A 14904-nucleotide genomic window follows, 5' to 3' on the forward strand; every position below is an offset into this window, starting at 1 on the left:
CCACCATGCACACGCCCCGCGACAACGACGCGCCTCCTGTCTCGCTGCTGATCGCCGACGACCACCCGCTGATCCTGGCCGGCCTGGCCTCGCTGATCGCCTCGCTGCCCGGCTTGCGTCTGCTGGGCCAGGCCGGCACGGGCCGCGCCGCCGTGGAGCTGTACCGGCAATTGCGGCCCGACGTGGTGCTGATGGATTTGAACATGCCGGAAATGCATGGCGTCGAAGCGATCGAGCGCATCTGCGCCGAGGACGCGCAAGCGAAGATCGTCATCCTCACCACCTACCAGGGCGAGGACAATGTGCACCGCGCCCTGCGCGCCGGCGCGCGCGGCTACCTGCTGAAGGATTCCGGCTTCCTGCAACTGACGCAGTGCATCGGCCAGGTGGCCGCCGGCAGGCACTACCTGCCGCCGGAACTGGCGGCGCAGCAAGCCAGCCGCATCGAGGCGAACCGCCTGTCGAAACGCGAGCACGACATTCTGCTGCACCTGTCGGCGGGCAAGAGCAACAAGATGATCGCGCGCAGCGCCGGCATCGAGGTGGGCACCGTCAAATTCCACGTGAATAATATTTTGACCAAGCTCAACGTATCAAGCCGCACCGAGGCGGCCACGGTGGCCGCCCGGCGCGGCTTGCTGGGCGCGTTCTAACTGCCGGGAATATCAGGCGACGCCGTCATCCTTCTGCTGCGGCTCGGCCTTGGCCAGCGTTGGCTTCGCTTCCACGCCGCTGATCTTTGGCACGCATTCGCTGCGCAGCCACGACACCGTGATGGCTTCGCCCGCCATCAGGCGCTTGACGCTGGGGACGATCTGTTCGCCGATCAGCATGCCCAGCAGGCCGATCAGGGCTATCGCGGGCGGCGCCGGCGAGCGCACCTGCAAGACGGCGTAGATGATGCCGACCAGCAAGCCCACGGCCAGCGAAATCACATATAACTTCATGGCGCATTCCTTTCGATGAAAAAAAAACGCCGCGCGCGGTCAGGCGCGCGGCGCATGGCACTGCCGCGCGGCGTTTACCTGGCCGGCACCGGCGCCAGGGTGGCGTGCTCGCCATGGATGCGCTGCGGCGCCTTGTGCACCATCGTGTAGGCGTAGTCGACGCCCATGCCGTAGGCGCCCGAGTGTTCGCGCACGATGGCCATGACGGCGTCATAGGTTGCCTTGTGCGCCCAGTCGCGCTGCCATTCCAGCAGCACCTGCTGCCACGTCACGGGCACCACGCCAGCCTGGATCATGCGCTGCATGGCGTAGTCGTGCGCTTCCTTCGAAGTGCCGCCCGAGGCGTCGGCCACCATGTAGATTTCGTAATCGCCTTCGAGCATCGCGCACAGGGCGAAGCTGTTGTTGCACACTTCCGTCCACAGGCCCGACACGACGACCTTCTTCTTGCCGTTGGCGGCCAGCGCATCGCGCACCTTCTGGTCATCCCACGAATTCATCGAGCTGCGCTCGAGGATATCCTTGCCGGGGAAAACGTCGAGCAGTTCCGGATAGGTATGGCCGGAGAAGCTTTCCGTTTCGACAGTGGTGATGATGGTCGGGATGTTGAACACCTTGGCGGCCTTGGCCAGGCCCACGGTATTGTTTTTCAGCGCTTGCCGGTCCATCGACTGCACGCCGAAGGCCATTTGCGGCTGCTGGTCGATGAAGATGATCTGGCAATTGTCGGAGGTAAGGACTTCCAGTTTCGGATTGGTCATGATGTCATCCATGCAGAGTTGGGTTGAGTGGGTACTGCCGTGCATCGTATGCCTGGCGCCGCGCCCGCACCACTATCTAAATATAGGTTCCCCTGGGCAATCCCCCCTGCAGGCTGGCGAGCGCTGCGGTAAAATACCTTTTGCTCACCCTGTTCCGACGACTCTTGATCGATCACTCCTCTTTGCCTGGCAATATCATGCACAGCGATACGGCAGCGATACGCGTGCTCATCGCCGACGACCACCAGTTGCTGCTCGACGGCATCGCGGCCCTGCTGCGCGCCTTTCCTGGCGTGGCGCTGGTGGGCCAAGCCACCGATGGCCAGCAAGCGGTGCAGCAATTTGACGCGCTGCTGCCCGATGTCACGCTGATGGATTTGCAGATGCCGCGCATGAGCGGCCTGGACGCCATCGGCGCCATCCGCGCGCGCCATCCGCAGGCGCGCATCATCGTGCTGACCACCTACAAGGGCGACACGCAGGTGCTGCGCGCCATCCGCGCGGGCGCCTGCGGCTATGTGCTGAAAAGCGCGCTGCGCCACGAACTGCTGGCGGCGATACAGAACGTGCACGCGGGGCGGCGCCACATCACGCCCGAGATCGAGGCGGAGCTGGCGCTGTATGCCTGCAGCGATGTGCTGTCAAACCGCGAACTGGACGTGCTCAAGCAGGTTGCGCAAGGCAATTCCAACCGCGAAACGGGCGCCCTGCTGCAGATCAAGGAAGAAACCGTCAAGGCACACATGAGCACCATCCTGGCCAAGCTGGGCGCCAGGGACCGCACCCACGCCGTCACCATCGCGCTACGGCGCGGCATCCTCGACGCCTGAGCGGCGCCAGCGCTGCCACCAGCGGCGCAGCGGACCGTGCTCCGCCGCCCAGGCGCGGCGCGCCGGCACCCGCAGGCGCCACTGCGTGCCGCCCCCGTCGCGCCCATCCACCGATAGACGCGCACCGAGCCTGGCGGCGCGCTCGCGCATGCCGGGCATGCCCCAGTGTCCGGGAATCTGCCCGTTTGCCGCCACCACCGGCGGCAAGCCCTGGCCATCGTCGCGCACAAGCAATTCGATGCCGCCGCGCGCATAGCGCACCGCCACCTCGACCACCTGCGCGCGCGCATGCTGGAAGGCATTGCGCAGCGCTTCGCTGGCGATGCGGTAAATTTCGTGCGCGGCGCGCGCATGCAGCTGGCGCGCCTCGCCTTCCTGCGCATAGCGGAACACGATGCCGTGCTGCGCCGCCAGCCGCTCGCCTTCGCGTTGCAGGATGGCGCTCCAGCGCGCGCCGGCATCGTCGCCGGCGCGCAAGTCGTGCACGTGGTCGCGCCCCTCGCCCAGCATGCGGTCGGCGTCGTCGAGCGCGCGCAGCATGGCAGCGCGCGCGGGATCATCCTCGGCGAGGGCCATGCTGGCATTATGAAAGTGCAGGATCATCGCCTGCGTGCCCTGCAGCAGGGTATCGTGCAGCTCGCGCGCGATGCGCTCGCGCTCTGCCTGCTGCGCCTCCATCCGCGCCTGCAGGCGCGCGGCGTGCTGGCGCAGCCGCCAGCGGTAGCCGCCGTACACGGCGGCAAGCAGCAGCGCCGCGCACAGGCTGCGGAACCACCTGGTCTGGTAAAAGGTGGGCAGCACGCGGAACGGCAGTTGCGCCACCGTGCTGGCCACGCCGTCGCCATTCGCCGCGATGACTTCGAAGCGGTAGCTGCCAGGCCCCAGGCCCGTGTATTGCGCCAGGCGCCGGCCGCCCGCCTGCTGCCAGTGTGTATCGTAGCCGTCGAGCCGGTAGCGGAACTGCAAACGCTCCGGCGTGCCCAGACTGGCGGCGTTGTAATGGAATTGCACATCGCGCGTACCTGCCGCCAGCTGCAGGCCGGCGCTTGCGGGCGGATCGACGCGCCGGCCGTCTGCCAGCAGCGCGCCGATTTCCACGCGTGGCGCCGGCAAGGGAGCAAGCGCCTGGCGCGGATCGATCCAGAACGTCGCGCTCTGGCGCGAAAACCAGATCTTGCCATCGTCCGCTTCGGCCACCGAGCGGTTGTGCAGCATGCCGATGCTGCCGTTCAAGCCATCGACGGCGTCGTACGAGGTGGCGCGCATGGCATGGGCGGCGTCGCGCAGCGCCAGGTCCACTTCGGCGGCGGAAACGTGCGCGGCGCCGCTGCCGTGATTGAGCCACAGGCTGCCGTCGCGCGCGCGCAGCAGGCCCACCACGCCCTCGGTGCCGCTGGCCGGCTCGCTGCGCAGGGTGACGAAGCGGCCGCCGCGCCACAGCGCCACGCCATGCTGCCCGCCCGCCCACACCTGCCCGCGGTATTCGATCAGCATGGGAATCTTGCCCAGGTCCAGGCCCTGCGCGGGACCGAAGGTGTGCAGCCGCCCCCGTTCCAGCATGGCGACGCTGCCATCGGCATACGATAGCCACAGGCGCCCGGCCGCGTCGGCCAGCAGCGCCAGCGGCACTTTCGCGCCGCCATCGGGCAGCAGCGGTTCGCGCCGCCAGGCCCCGTCGCGGTACTGGAAAACACCGGCACCGCTGAACACGCCCCAGATGCTGCCATCGGGCGCGAGCACGCCGGCGCGCATGCGCTTGACCGCGGCCGCGTCGGATGGATAGGCGATCGTGCGCAGTACGCGCCCATCCTCGCCGGCCAGCTGCTGCAGGCCGGCGCGGGCCGCCACCCACAGGCCGTCCGGCGCTTCCAGGATGGCGCTGATGGGGCCCAGGCGCGGCGCGCGCAGCACCGTGCCGTCGGCCCGCGCCAGCAGCAGGGGCCCCAGGACGTCATCGCGCGACAGCCACATCGCACCTGCCGCTCCGGCCAGCATTTCCTGGGTACGGAACACTTCGGCCACGCCGGGCGCGGCACGCGTGCGCAGGACCACGGGCGCGGCCTGGCGGAAACGGTCCAGGCCTCCGTACGTGGCAACCCAGACATTGCCTTCATTGTCGTCGCACATGGAGCCGACGAGGACATTGCTCAAGCCATCGCGCGGCAGGAACGATTCCGTGTCGCTGCTGATGCCCAGCTGTCCCGGCGCCAGCGCGCCGCCGCTGCGCGTGCGGTGCAAGCCGTACTGGCTGTCGAACCACAAGGTGCCGGCGCGGTCGACCAGCATGCTGCCGCTGGTGCCGCTGGTATCGCGGTAAATCCACCGATGATCGAGCTGGTCGTAGCGTTCCAGCGACTCGATGATGCGGATGCCGCGCATCTCCAGCAAATAGATGCGGCCGTCGGGTCCCTGCTGCGGCGGCGCGCGCAGGTCAAGCCGGCCGATGGGCGGCGCGAAGCGCGACTGCGTCGCCTGCCACATGAACAGGCCGCTTTCGCTGAACACGGCGATGCGGCCATCGCGGTCGGCAAACACGGCGGACGCCTTTTGCGCCGTATAGCCCTGCGCCGGTCCCATCGCCTGCCAGCGCCGGCCATCGAAACGCGAGATGCCGGACACGCCGGCCGCCCACACGGCGCCGTCGCCGCCGATGGCAAAGCCCCAGATGGCGCCCGCCTGCACGCCCTGCGGCTCGGCGTAATTGCGCACCACGCCATCCTTGACGTGGCTGATGCCGCCTACTTGCCAGCCTATCCACATGCCGCCGTCGGCGGCGCGCTTGAGCGCCAGCGCCACCGTGTCGGGAAAGCTGCCCTGGCGCGCGCGCACGGGTTCGAAGCGCAAGCCGTCGAAACGGCGCACGCCCGCATGCGTGCCCAGCCACAGGAAACCGTCATTGCCCTGTGCCATGACGATGATATCGTCGGGCGCGCCTTCACTGGCCGTCCAGCGCGTGTGCTGCAGCTGATGGATGCCGCGTGCGGCATCGATGGCCAGCCCGCAAGGACTGGCCAGCATGAATATCAGCCACAGCAGGAAGGCGCGCATGGCGGCGGTCAGGACACGGGCACGGCGGTCCGTCCGCTACGCTGCTCCACCACGATCAGCCCGCCCAACAGCGCCAACGGCACGGCCAGCGCCGCGAAACCGAAGACCAGGTAGCCAAAGCCGGCAGCGATGGCGCCCAGCGCAAAGGCCAGCAGCGGCCAGAAGAACTTCCCGCAGCGCGCATGGGTGGCGGCATCGGCCGCGCCGCGCAGCACGTCGACGGTGTCGAGCACGATCTGCGTCACGTTCCCCGTCATCATGGAGGTCGGCGCCAGATGCGCCAGCAGCAGACGGCTGGTGGCGCCGTGCACGCCCATGGCGGCCGTGCCCAGCAAGCCGGCGAGCATCGCCAGCGTGCCCGCTTCCTTGCCGACCGGCTCGGCCAGCACGCCGAACACCATGAAACCGGCCAGCAAGATCCATTGCAGCAGGAAGGCCAGCGTCAGCGCCGGACCGCCGCGGCGCTCGATGGCCAGCACCATCAGGCGCGTGACGACGATGCCCGCGATAAAGGCGGGAAAGGCGAGGATTTTCAGCAGGATGGGGATGCGCGTCGGTTCGGCCAGCGCGGCGCCGATCAGCACGAAGTTGCCCGTGACGTGGGCGGTAAACAGGCCGAACAGGGCGATAAAGCCCAGCGTATCGACATACCCGGCCAAAAAGCCCAGGCTGGTGCCGTATAAACGGCTGTGTGGTGCTTGATCCATGAGGACTCCCTGCGATGCGGTAAACCGCGATAAAAAATGCATCCGGACGCATGCCCAGCCGCTACTGCCGGCATGGTAATCCATGTCGCGCGCGGCCGCACCCGCCCTTAGACCAGTCGGCGCGCCGCCATACCTGCCATACCTGATCTTTTGGCCCGTGTCCGCTCCCGGCCCCTGGGCTACACTGACCGCAGATCCTGGCCGCGCCCCGGCCTCCCCCGCATTGCCACCATGGAGCTGCATCATGACCGAACCGTCCCTTTCCTCCGCCGCGCCGCTGATACTGATCAACGGCTGCTTCCACACCGTCGACAAGTCGTGCCCGCAGGCGAGCGCCGTGGCCATCGCCGACGGCAAATTCCTCGCCGTCGGCGATCTTGAAGACGTCATGCGCCACCGCGCGCCCGACAGCCGCGTGATCGACCTGGGCGGCCGTACCGTGATTCCCGGCCTGAACGACTCGCACCTGCACCTGATCCGCGGCGGCTTGAACTACAACCTGGAATTGCGCTGGGAAGGCGTGCCTTCGCTGGCCGACGCCCTGCGCATGCTGAAAGAACAGGCACTGCGCACGCCGAACCCGCAATGGGTGCGCGTGGTAGGCGGCTGGAATGAATTCCAGTTCGCGGAAAAACGCATGCCCACCCTCGATGAAATCAACGCCGCCGCGCCGGACACGCCCGTCTTCATCCTGCACCTGTACGACCGCGCCCTGCTCAACCGCGCCGCCCTGCGCGTGGTCGGCTACGACAAGAACACGCCGAACCCGCCGGGCGGCGAAATCGTGCGCGACGCTGCCGGCAACCCCACGGGCATGCTGATCGCGCGGCCGAACGCCATGATTTTATACGCGACCCTGGCCAAGGGTCCAACCCTGCCGCGCGAACTGCAAGTCAATTCCACGCGCCAGTTCATGCGCGAACTCAATCGCCTCGGCCTGACCAGCGCCATCGACGCGGGCGGCGGCTTCCAGAATTATCCGGAAGACTACGCGGTGGTCGAGGAACTGGCGCAAAAAGAGCAACTGACGATCCGCATCGCCTACAACCTGTTCACGCAGAACAAGGGACGCGAACTGGAAGACTTCGAAAAATGGACGGAGATGGTCACACCGGGCCAGGGCGACGATTACTATCGCCATAACGGCGCCGGCGAAATGCTGGTGTTTTCCGCCGCCGACTTCGAGGATTTCCTCGAGCCGCGCCCGGACCTGGCGCCCGGCATGGACGACGAACTGGAAAAGGTGGTGCGCCACCTGGTCTCCAAACGCTGGCCCTTCCGCCTGCACGCCACCTATGACGAATCGATCGAGCGCATGCTGACGGTGTTTGAAAAGGTCAACCGCGATATCCCGTTCGACGGCCTGCACTGGATGTTCGACCATTGCGAAACCATCACGCCGCGTAACATCGACCGGGTCAAGGCGCTGGGCGGCGGCATCGCCATCCAGCACCGCATGGCCTTCCAGGGCGAATACTTTGTCGACCGCTACGGCGCGGAAGCGGCCAAGGCGACGCCGCCGATCGCGCGCATGCTTGCCTCGGGCGTGCCGGTGGGCGGCGGCACCGACGCCACCCGGGTCGCCAGCTACAACCCGTGGACGGCGCTGTACTGGCTGGTATCGGGCCGCACCGTGGGCGGCTTGCGCCTGTACGACGCGGGCAGCCGCTTGTCGCGCGACACGGCGCTGGAACTGTGGACGGCAGGCAGCGCCTGGTTCTCCAGCGAGCAAGGCAAGAAGGGCCGCATCCAGGAAGGCATGCTGGCCGACCTGGCCGTGCTGAGCGCGGATTTTTTCAGCATACCTGAAGAGGCCATCAAGTCGATCGAATCGGTACTCACCATCGTCGGCGGCAAGATCGTCTACGGCCAGGCGGAATTTACGCCACTGGCGCCGCCTCCCATCCCGGTGTTGCCGGACTGGTCGCCCGTGAAAAACGTGGCCGGCCATTACCGCGCCGCTCCGCCGCAAAAGAGCAGCATCATGCAACAGCACCAGTGCCAGGGCGCCTGCGGCGTGCACGCCCACGCCCACGACGTGGCGCGCAAGAGTTCCGTGCCCGTCTCCAGCCATTCCGGCTTCTGGGGCGCGCTGGGGTGCAGCTGCTTTGCGTTCTAATGCCATGCTGACGCGATTGCCTTTGCTGGCGGCCGGCGCGCTGGCGCTGGCGGCGACCCTGCCCGCCGCGGCACAAGAAAATGTGCAGCTGTACGGCCGCCTGAACGTGGCGCTCGAAGCGCTGCACTCGTCAGGCAGCGGCGACAGCGTGCAGCGCGTCTCCAACAACCGCTCGGTACTCGGTTTTCGCGGCAGCGAAGACCTGGGCGACGGCTGGCAGGCGCTGTTCCAGGTCGAGGGCACCTTGGCGCCCGACACGGGCGCGGGGTCCATCGCCGCGCGCGACACGCGCGTCGGCATTGCCGGCCCGTGGGGCACGCTGTTTGGCGGGAACTGGACCCTGCCCTACAACAGCGCCACGTCCGCGCTCGACCCGTTCTACCCCACCACGGCCGGCTACATGAGCCTCATGGGCAACGGCGCCGGCGCCAGCGACAGCAATACCAGCAACACGTCTTCCTTCGACCGGCGCCAGCAGAACAGCGTGCATTACTGGACGCCGCAGTGGCAGGGCTGGTCGCTGCACGTGGCGCGCGGCATGGGGGAAGAGCGGCCCGCCAGCGGCGCGCATCCGGCGCTGACTTCGGCCGCATTGATCTACGACGGCGGCGCCCTGTACGCCACCCTGGCGCAGGAAGACCATCACGACTATCAGGGACGGGGGCTGACCGACCGTGGCAGCAAGCTGGCCCTCGCGTGGCGCCTCGACAGCGCCACGCAGCTGGCGGTGGTGCTGGAAAACCTGCGCTATGCGACGCCCACGGGCGAGCTGCGCCGCCGAACGGTGTATGTCTCCGCCACGCGCCAGTTCGGCCGCCACGGCCTGCGTTTCGGCCTGGCGCATGCCCAACGCGCCAGCGGCGGCGCGCTGGAAAGCATCGGCACGGTGCGCGCGGGAGCCGGTACGGGCGCCACCCACGCCACCGCCGGCTACGACTACCAGCTATCGAAACGCAGCAGCCTGTATGCCTACTACACGCGCCTGGCCAACGGCCGCAACGGCGTCGCCGACTTTGCCATCAACAGCCTGGCACGCGACGCAGCAACAAAGGGCGCCACCATGTCGGGCGTGGCGCTGGGAATCCGGCACAATTTCTGATTCACGGTTTTCGTGGACAGCCGCGCGCGCGGCGGGTACAGTCAGCAATCGGCAACCAGGGCGGGCATCCACGGACAAACATCATGAAGCGAGCATCAGCGCCAGCGCGCAGCGACTGGGTCAAGTGCGCCGAACCGGTACAAGGGGTCGAACGCATCGAGGCGTGGTTCAAGGGCAAGGCCTATGCCATGCACCGCCACGACACCTACGCCATCGGCCGCACGCTGGCGGGCGTGCAGCGTTTCAGCTACCGTCGCGGGCAGCGCGACAGCCTGCCCGGCAATACCATGATCCTGCATCCCGACGAGGCGCACGATGGCCAGGCGGGCACCGACGCAGGCTTCCGTTACCGCATGCTGTATATCGAACCGGCGCTGTTCCAGGACGTGCTGGGCGGACGCGCGCTGCCCTTCATCGAAGGAGGCGTGTCGACCGATCCCCGCCTGGCGGCCGCCACCTCCGCCTTGCTGCCGCACGACGGCCACCCGCTCGAAGCGCTGGAGCAGAGCGATGCGCTGGCCGAGCTGGCGCATGCGCTGGCGGCGGTGGCCGGCACGCCGGCTCGGCGCTTGCGAGGCGACTTCCTGGCGGCGCGCCGCGCGCGCGACTACCTGCAGGCGCACTGCACGCGGGCCGTCACCCTGGCGGAACTTGAAGCGGCAACGGGACGCGACCGCTGGAGCCTGTCGCACGACTTTCGCGTGTTCTATGGCACCAGCCCGTACCGCTATCTGACGATGCGGCGCCTGGAGATGGTGCGGCGCCTGCTGCTGGCAGGCGCCACGCTCGCATCGGCCGCCATGGCCGCGGGCTTCGCCGACCAGAGCCACATGACGCGGCATTTCCTGAAAACCCATGGACTGACGCCTGGCCGCTGGCTGCGCTACGCCGGCGGTAGCGTCAAGGGCTGAAAACACCCACGATCGTTCAATACGCCCCGCAAGTGCATGCGTATTCTGGCTGCATCGCCACTTGAACGGAGCACAGCATGTCCACCACCACCATCACTACCATCACCACGCGCGGCCAGGGCCAATCCATCGACCTGGCGGGCAAGGTCGCCCTGATTGACGGGCACTGGCAGCCGCGCGTCATCGCCGAAATGAATGACTACCAATTCAAGGTCGTCAAGGTACAGGGCGAATTCCAGTGGCACCGGCACGCCGATACGGACGAAACCTTTATTGTGCTGGAAGGGCAATTGCGCATCGCCCTGCGCGGCCCCGGCTACGCGGAAGGACACGCCGTCGTGCTGCGTGCCGGCCAGATGACGGTGGTGCCCAAGGGCGTCGAACATAAACCGTGCGCCATGGCCGAAACCAGGCTGCTGCTGATCGAGCCGCGCGGCGTGGTCAACACGGGCGACGGCGAGGCGGGCGAGCGCACGGTGGAAAACGATCAGTGGATCTGAGCCGGGGAATGTGACAGACAACAAAAAACCCGCTGACTTTTGCAAGTGAGCGGGTTTTCTGATGAAACTTGGTGCCGTTGGCCGGAATCGAACTGGCGACCTTCACATTACGAATGTGCTGCTCTACCAACTGAGCTACAACGGCGAAGACCCACATTCTACAAACAATGCACAAAATTTGCTAGTGTCAACGCGAACTTTTTTGCATTTTTTTAGCGGCCCGGCTGCGGGCCGCTCAAAATCGTGGAAAAGTGCGGCTTTTTTACTCCGCGTGGTAGGCCGTGACGCGGGCCACTTCGTCTTTCGAGCCGAGGAAGACGGGCACGCGCTGGTGCAGCTTATGCGGGGCGATGTCCATGATGCGCTGCTGGCCGTCGGTGGCCGCGCCGCCGGCTTGCTCGACGATGAAGGCCATCGGGTTCGCTTCGTACATCAGGCGCAGCTTGCCCGGCATCGAGGTGTCGCGCAGGTCGGCCGGGTACATGAAGATGCCGCCGCGGTTCAGGATGCGGTGCACGTCGGCCACCATCGAGGCGATCCAGCGCATGTTGAAATTGGTGCCGCGCGGGCCCGTGTCGCCGGCCAGCAGTTCGTCGACATAGCGTTTCACGGGCGGATGCCAGTGGCGCGCGTTCGACATGTTGATGGCAAATTCCTTCGTCGTCGGCGGAATCTGCATATTGCTTTGCGTGAGCACCCACGAACCCATCTCGCGGTCCAGGGTGAAGCAGTTCACGCCATTGCCGAAGGTCAGCACCAGCATGGTTTGCGGACCGTACACGGCGTAGCCGGCCGCCACTTGCTTGCTGCCCGCCTGCATGAAGTCCTGCTCGGTCGGCTGTCCCATGCCTTCCGGCGCTTTCAGCACCGAGAAGATGGTGCCGATGGAGACGTTGACGTCGATGTTAGACGAGCCGTCCAATGGGTCGAACAGCAGCATGTATTCGCCCTTCGGATAGCGGTTCGGGATCGGGTGGATCGATTCCATCTCTTCCGACGCCATGGCCGCCAGGTGGCCGCCCCATTCGTTCGCTTCCAGCAGGATCTCGTTGGAGATGATGTCAAGCTTTTTCTGTACTTCGCCCTGCACGTTTTCCGTGTCGGCCGTGCCCAGCACTTCACCGAGCGCGCCCTTGCCGACGGCGTGGCTGATGGTTTTGCACGCGCGCGCGACGACTTCGATCAACAGGCGCAGTTCGGCCGGAATGCTGTTGTTCGAGCGCTGCTCTTCAACCAGGTATTGCGTAAGACTGATGCGTTTCATGAATTCCCTTTTGTTTGAATGAGTGATTGCGGTGTTAATTGGCCAATGCCTTGCTGACGACTTCCATCACGTCATTCGACAGGCTGGCCTGGCCGGCGACTTTTTCCAGCGCGTCGCGCATGTGGCTTTGCAGCGCGGGCACGTAACGGCGCCAGCGGTCCATCGATCGCGCCAGGCGCGCGGCCACCTGCGGGTTCAGGGCGTCGAGCGCGATGACTTGCTCGGCCCAGAAGGCGTAGCCGCTGCCGTCAGCCGCATGAAACTGCGACGGATTGCCGTTGGTGAAATTGAAGATCAGGCTGCGCGCGCGGTTCGGATTCTTCAGGGTGAAGGCCGGATGCGTCATCAGCTGGCGCACGGCTTGCACGTCGGTCGCTGGCGCCGCCGCCTGCATGGCGAACCACTTGTCGACCACCAGCGCTTCATTCTCGAAATCGGCATAGAAACTGGCCAGGGCGGCCTGTGCATGCGCTGCGGAACCCGAATGTATCAGGGCGCCCAGGGCGGCCGCGCGGTCCGTCATGTTGCCGGCGCCGTCGAACTGCCGCTGCGCCAGGGCCAGCTCTTGCGCCTCCGGCGCGATCAGCAGATAGGACAGGGCCAGGTTTTTCAAGGCGCGCTTGCCGGCCGACAGGGCGTCGGGACTGTATTCGCCCGGCGTCTGGTTGGCGTGGTATTGCGCCAGCAATTCAGGCTTCAGGGCTGCCGCGATGGTGCGGCGCATGAACTGGCGCGCCGCATGGATCGCCTGCGGGTCGACTTGCGCCATGCGCTCGGCGATGATGGTTTCCGACGGCAGGATCAGGGCCAGCTCGCGGAAGGCGGGATCGAGCGTCTCGTCGGCCAGCAGGGCGCGCTGCGCCTCGATGAAGGTATCGTCCAGCGCCAGGGTCTCTCCGGCGGCGACGGCGCCCGTGAGCTTGAGCAGACGCTCCATGGCCAGACGCTGGCCCGCTTCCCAGCGGTTGACCGGGTCGCTGTCATGGCGGAACAGGTGCAGCAGCTCGGCGTCGGTGTAATCGTATTCCAGCACCACCGGCGCGGAAAAGTCGCGCAGCAGCGACGGCACGGGGGCTTCGGTCACGTGCGTGAAGCGGAAGGTTTGCGACGCTTCGGTCAATTCCAGCACGACGCTGGTGGCACCATTCGATGCCACTCCGTCGACGTGCAGCGGCAGGTCGCGGCCATCCGCTGCCAGCAAGCCGACGGTGACGGGAATGTGGAACGGCAGTTTTTTCGGCTGGCCCGGCGTGGCGGGGCAGCTTTGCGACAGGGTCAGTTCAAACGTCTGGCTGGCGGCGTCGTAGCGCGTGGAAGCGGCCACCACCGGCGTGCCGGCCTGGCTGTACCAGCGCTCGAACTGGCTGAAGTCGCGGCCATTCGCGTCGGCCATGGCGGCGCGGAAGTCGTCGCACTGGACGGCCTGGCCATCGTGGCGCTCGAAGTACAGGTCCATGCCCTTGCGGAAACCGTCGCGGCCCACCAGGGTCTGGTACATGCGCACCACTTCGGCGCCTTTTTCGTAGATCGTGACCGTGTAAAAGTTATTGATTTCGACGAAGGAATCGGGACGCACGGGATGCGCCATCGGACCGGCGTCTTCGGGGAACTGCGCCTGGCGCAAGGTGCGCACCTGGTCGATGCGCGTGACGGCGCGGCCCGTGTCCGTGCCGATCATGTCGGCCGAAAATTCCTGGTCGCGGAACACCGTCAAGCCTTCTTTCAGCGACAACTGGAACCAGTCGCGGCACGTCACGCGGTTGCCGGTCCAGTTATGGAAGTATTCGTGGCCCACCACCGCTTCGATGCCCGCGTAATCGACGTCGGTCGCCACGCGCGGATTGGCCAGCACATACTTGGTATTGAAGATGTTCAGCCCCTTGTTTTCCATCGCGCCCATGTTGAAGTCGCCCACGGCGACGATCATGAAGCGGTCCAGGTCAAGTTCCAGGCCGAAGCGCTCCTCGTCCCAGCGGATCGAGTTTTTCAGCGACTGCATGGCGTAGTCGGTTTTATCGAGGTTGCCGTCTTCCACCCACACCTGCAGCAGCACTTCGCGGCCCGACTTCAGGGTGTAGCGCTCTTCCTGGCACACCAGGCGCGCCGCCACCAGGGCGAACAGATAGGACGGCTTCTTGAACGGGTCTTCCCACTTGGCGTAATGGCGGCCATCACCGAGGTCGCCCTCTTCGATCAGATTGCCGTTCGATAGCAGCACCGGATAGTGTTCCTTGTCGGCGCGCAGCATGACCGTGTACTTGGCCATCACGTCCGGGCGGTCCGGGAAGAAGGTGATGCGGCGGAAGCCTTCCGCTTCGCACTGCGTGAAGAAATTGTGGTTCGACACGTACAGGCCGGACAGCGACGTATTGTCTTGCGGCGCCAGCACGGTCTCGATATCGAGTTCGACGTCGTCGGGCGCCTTGGGGATGGTCAGCATGCCGGGCGTCAGCTTGTACTGCGATGGTTTCAGCACCTTGCCATTGAGGCGCACCATCACCAGTTCGATGTGTTCGCCGTGCAATTCGATGCTGCGGCTGCCGCTGGCCGGGTTGTGGCGCATTTGAATCCGGCTCGCCACCACTGTGCGGGCGGGATCGAGATCGAAACCAAGTTCGACGCTGTCGACCAGGAAGCTGGGCGGCGTGTAATCTTTGCGGTAAATCGTCTGAGGGCTGTCTGTGCGCATAGGGATTGGGGTGGGAGCGGAGGCAAAAG

At 66.2% G+C, this 14904-nt stretch carries 12 protein-coding genes and 1 tRNA gene; 6 read left to right on the top strand and 7 right to left on the bottom strand.

Annotation, left to right across the window (positions count from 1 at the left end; translation table 11 throughout):
- Positions 1-5 precede the first annotated feature (5 nt).
- Complete coding sequence (locus GCN78_RS03430) at positions 6-653, top strand: response regulator (protein WP_152250426.1); 648 nt, start codon at positions 6-8, stop codon at positions 651-653.
- Between the two features lie 12 nt (positions 654-665).
- Here the strand turns inward: GCN78_RS03430 and GCN78_RS03435 are convergent, their stop codons facing one another.
- Both GCN78_RS03435 and GCN78_RS03440 read right to left on the bottom strand, forming a co-directional pair.
- A complete protein-coding gene (locus tag GCN78_RS03435) occupies positions 666-947 on the bottom strand; it encodes a XapX domain-containing protein (protein ID WP_152250427.1) in 282 nt (93 codons plus the stop codon).
- A gap of 74 nt (positions 948-1021) precedes the next feature.
- Positions 1022-1708, bottom strand: a complete 687-nt coding sequence (locus GCN78_RS03440; protein WP_152250428.1) for a hydrolase — start codon at positions 1706-1708, stop codon at positions 1022-1024.
- A 197-nt stretch (positions 1709-1905) separates the two neighbouring features.
- Between GCN78_RS03440 and GCN78_RS03445 the strand changes: the two genes are divergently transcribed.
- Positions 1906-2538 (top strand): response regulator transcription factor, encoded by a 633-nt coding sequence (locus tag GCN78_RS03445; RefSeq protein WP_152250429.1) that lies wholly within the window; start codon positions 1906-1908, stop codon positions 2536-2538.
- Here GCN78_RS03445 and GCN78_RS03450 read toward each other — a convergent pair.
- On the bottom strand, positions 2512-5586 hold the full coding sequence (locus GCN78_RS03450) for a sensor histidine kinase (protein ID WP_152250430.1): 3075 nt from the start codon (positions 5584-5586) through the stop codon (positions 2512-2514). The two genes, GCN78_RS03445 and GCN78_RS03450, sit on opposite strands and share 27 nt — an antisense overlap.
- A gap of 8 nt (positions 5587-5594) precedes the next feature.
- Positions 5595-6293 carry a YoaK family protein gene (locus GCN78_RS03455; RefSeq protein WP_152250431.1) on the bottom strand — a complete coding sequence of 233 codons (699 nt, stop codon included), beginning with the start codon at positions 6291-6293 and terminating at the stop codon, positions 5595-5597.
- 244 nt (positions 6294-6537) lie between these two features.
- Between GCN78_RS03455 and GCN78_RS03460 the strand changes: the two genes are divergently transcribed.
- From GCN78_RS03460 to GCN78_RS03475, 4 genes are all read left to right on the top strand, one after another.
- Positions 6538-8412, top strand: a complete 1875-nt coding sequence (locus GCN78_RS03460) for an amidohydrolase (protein WP_152250432.1) — start codon at positions 6538-6540, stop codon at positions 8410-8412.
- Between the two features lie 4 nt (positions 8413-8416).
- Positions 8417-9511, top strand: a complete 1095-nt coding sequence (locus GCN78_RS03465) for a porin (RefSeq protein WP_152250583.1) — start codon at positions 8417-8419, stop codon at positions 9509-9511.
- 83 nt (positions 9512-9594) lie between these two features.
- Positions 9595-10422, top strand: a complete 828-nt coding sequence (locus GCN78_RS03470; RefSeq protein WP_152250433.1) for an AraC family transcriptional regulator — start codon at positions 9595-9597, stop codon at positions 10420-10422.
- A 77-nt stretch (positions 10423-10499) separates the two neighbouring features.
- On the top strand, positions 10500-10922 hold the full coding sequence (locus tag GCN78_RS03475; RefSeq protein ID WP_152250434.1) for a cupin domain-containing protein: 423 nt from the start codon (positions 10500-10502) through the stop codon (positions 10920-10922).
- Between the two features lie 69 nt (positions 10923-10991).
- On the opposite strand, the gene GCN78_RS03480 is transcribed toward GCN78_RS03475, so the two are convergent.
- The 3 genes from GCN78_RS03480 to pepN form a co-directional block, all read right to left on the bottom strand.
- Positions 10992-11067: transfer RNA gene (locus GCN78_RS03480), tRNA-Thr, on the bottom strand.
- Between the two features lie 117 nt (positions 11068-11184).
- Positions 11185-12186: a class 1 fructose-bisphosphatase gene (locus GCN78_RS03485; RefSeq protein ID WP_131685345.1), complete on the bottom strand. Its 1002-nt coding sequence runs from the start codon at positions 12184-12186 to the stop codon at positions 11185-11187.
- Positions 12187-12220: 34 nt separating this feature from the next.
- Entirely contained in the window at positions 12221-14875 is a 2655-nt protein-coding gene (gene pepN, locus GCN78_RS03490; protein WP_152250435.1) for an aminopeptidase N, read from the bottom strand.
- Positions 14876-14904: the final 29 nt, after the last annotated feature.

The sequence above is a fragment of the Janthinobacterium rivuli genome, from assembly GCF_009208735.1.
Lineage (GTDB): Bacteria > Pseudomonadota > Gammaproteobacteria > Burkholderiales > Burkholderiaceae_D > Janthinobacterium.

Excerpts from the sequence above, each read along its gene's own strand:
- GCN78_RS03430 (WP_152250426.1), top strand. The coding sequence starts at position 6 with ATGCACACGCCCCGCGACAACGACGCGCCTCCTGTCTCGCTGCTGATC.
- GCN78_RS03435 (WP_152250427.1), bottom strand. The coding sequence starts at position 947 with ATGAAGTTATATGTGATTTCGCTGGCCGTGGGCTTGCTGGTCGGCATC.
- GCN78_RS03440 (WP_152250428.1), bottom strand. The coding sequence starts at position 1,708 with ATGACCAATCCGAAACTGGAAGTCCTTACCTCCGACAATTGCCAGATC.
- GCN78_RS03445 (WP_152250429.1), top strand. The coding sequence starts at position 1,906 with ATGCACAGCGATACGGCAGCGATACGCGTGCTCATCGCCGACGACCAC.
- GCN78_RS03450 (WP_152250430.1), bottom strand. The coding sequence starts at position 5,586 with ATGCGCGCCTTCCTGCTGTGGCTGATATTCATGCTGGCCAGTCCTTGC.
- GCN78_RS03455 (WP_152250431.1), bottom strand. The coding sequence starts at position 6,293 with ATGGATCAAGCACCACACAGCCGTTTATACGGCACCAGCCTGGGCTTT.
- GCN78_RS03460 (WP_152250432.1), top strand. The coding sequence starts at position 6,538 with ATGACCGAACCGTCCCTTTCCTCCGCCGCGCCGCTGATACTGATCAAC.
- GCN78_RS03465 (WP_152250583.1), top strand. The coding sequence starts at position 8,417 with ATGCTGACGCGATTGCCTTTGCTGGCGGCCGGCGCGCTGGCGCTGGCG.
- GCN78_RS03470 (WP_152250433.1), top strand. The coding sequence starts at position 9,595 with ATGAAGCGAGCATCAGCGCCAGCGCGCAGCGACTGGGTCAAGTGCGCC.
- GCN78_RS03475 (WP_152250434.1), top strand. The coding sequence starts at position 10,500 with ATGTCCACCACCACCATCACTACCATCACCACGCGCGGCCAGGGCCAA.
- GCN78_RS03485 (WP_131685345.1), bottom strand. The coding sequence starts at position 12,186 with ATGAAACGCATCAGTCTTACGCAATACCTGGTTGAAGAGCAGCGCTCG.
- pepN (WP_152250435.1), bottom strand. The coding sequence starts at position 14,875 with ATGCGCACAGACAGCCCTCAGACGATTTACCGCAAAGATTACACGCCG.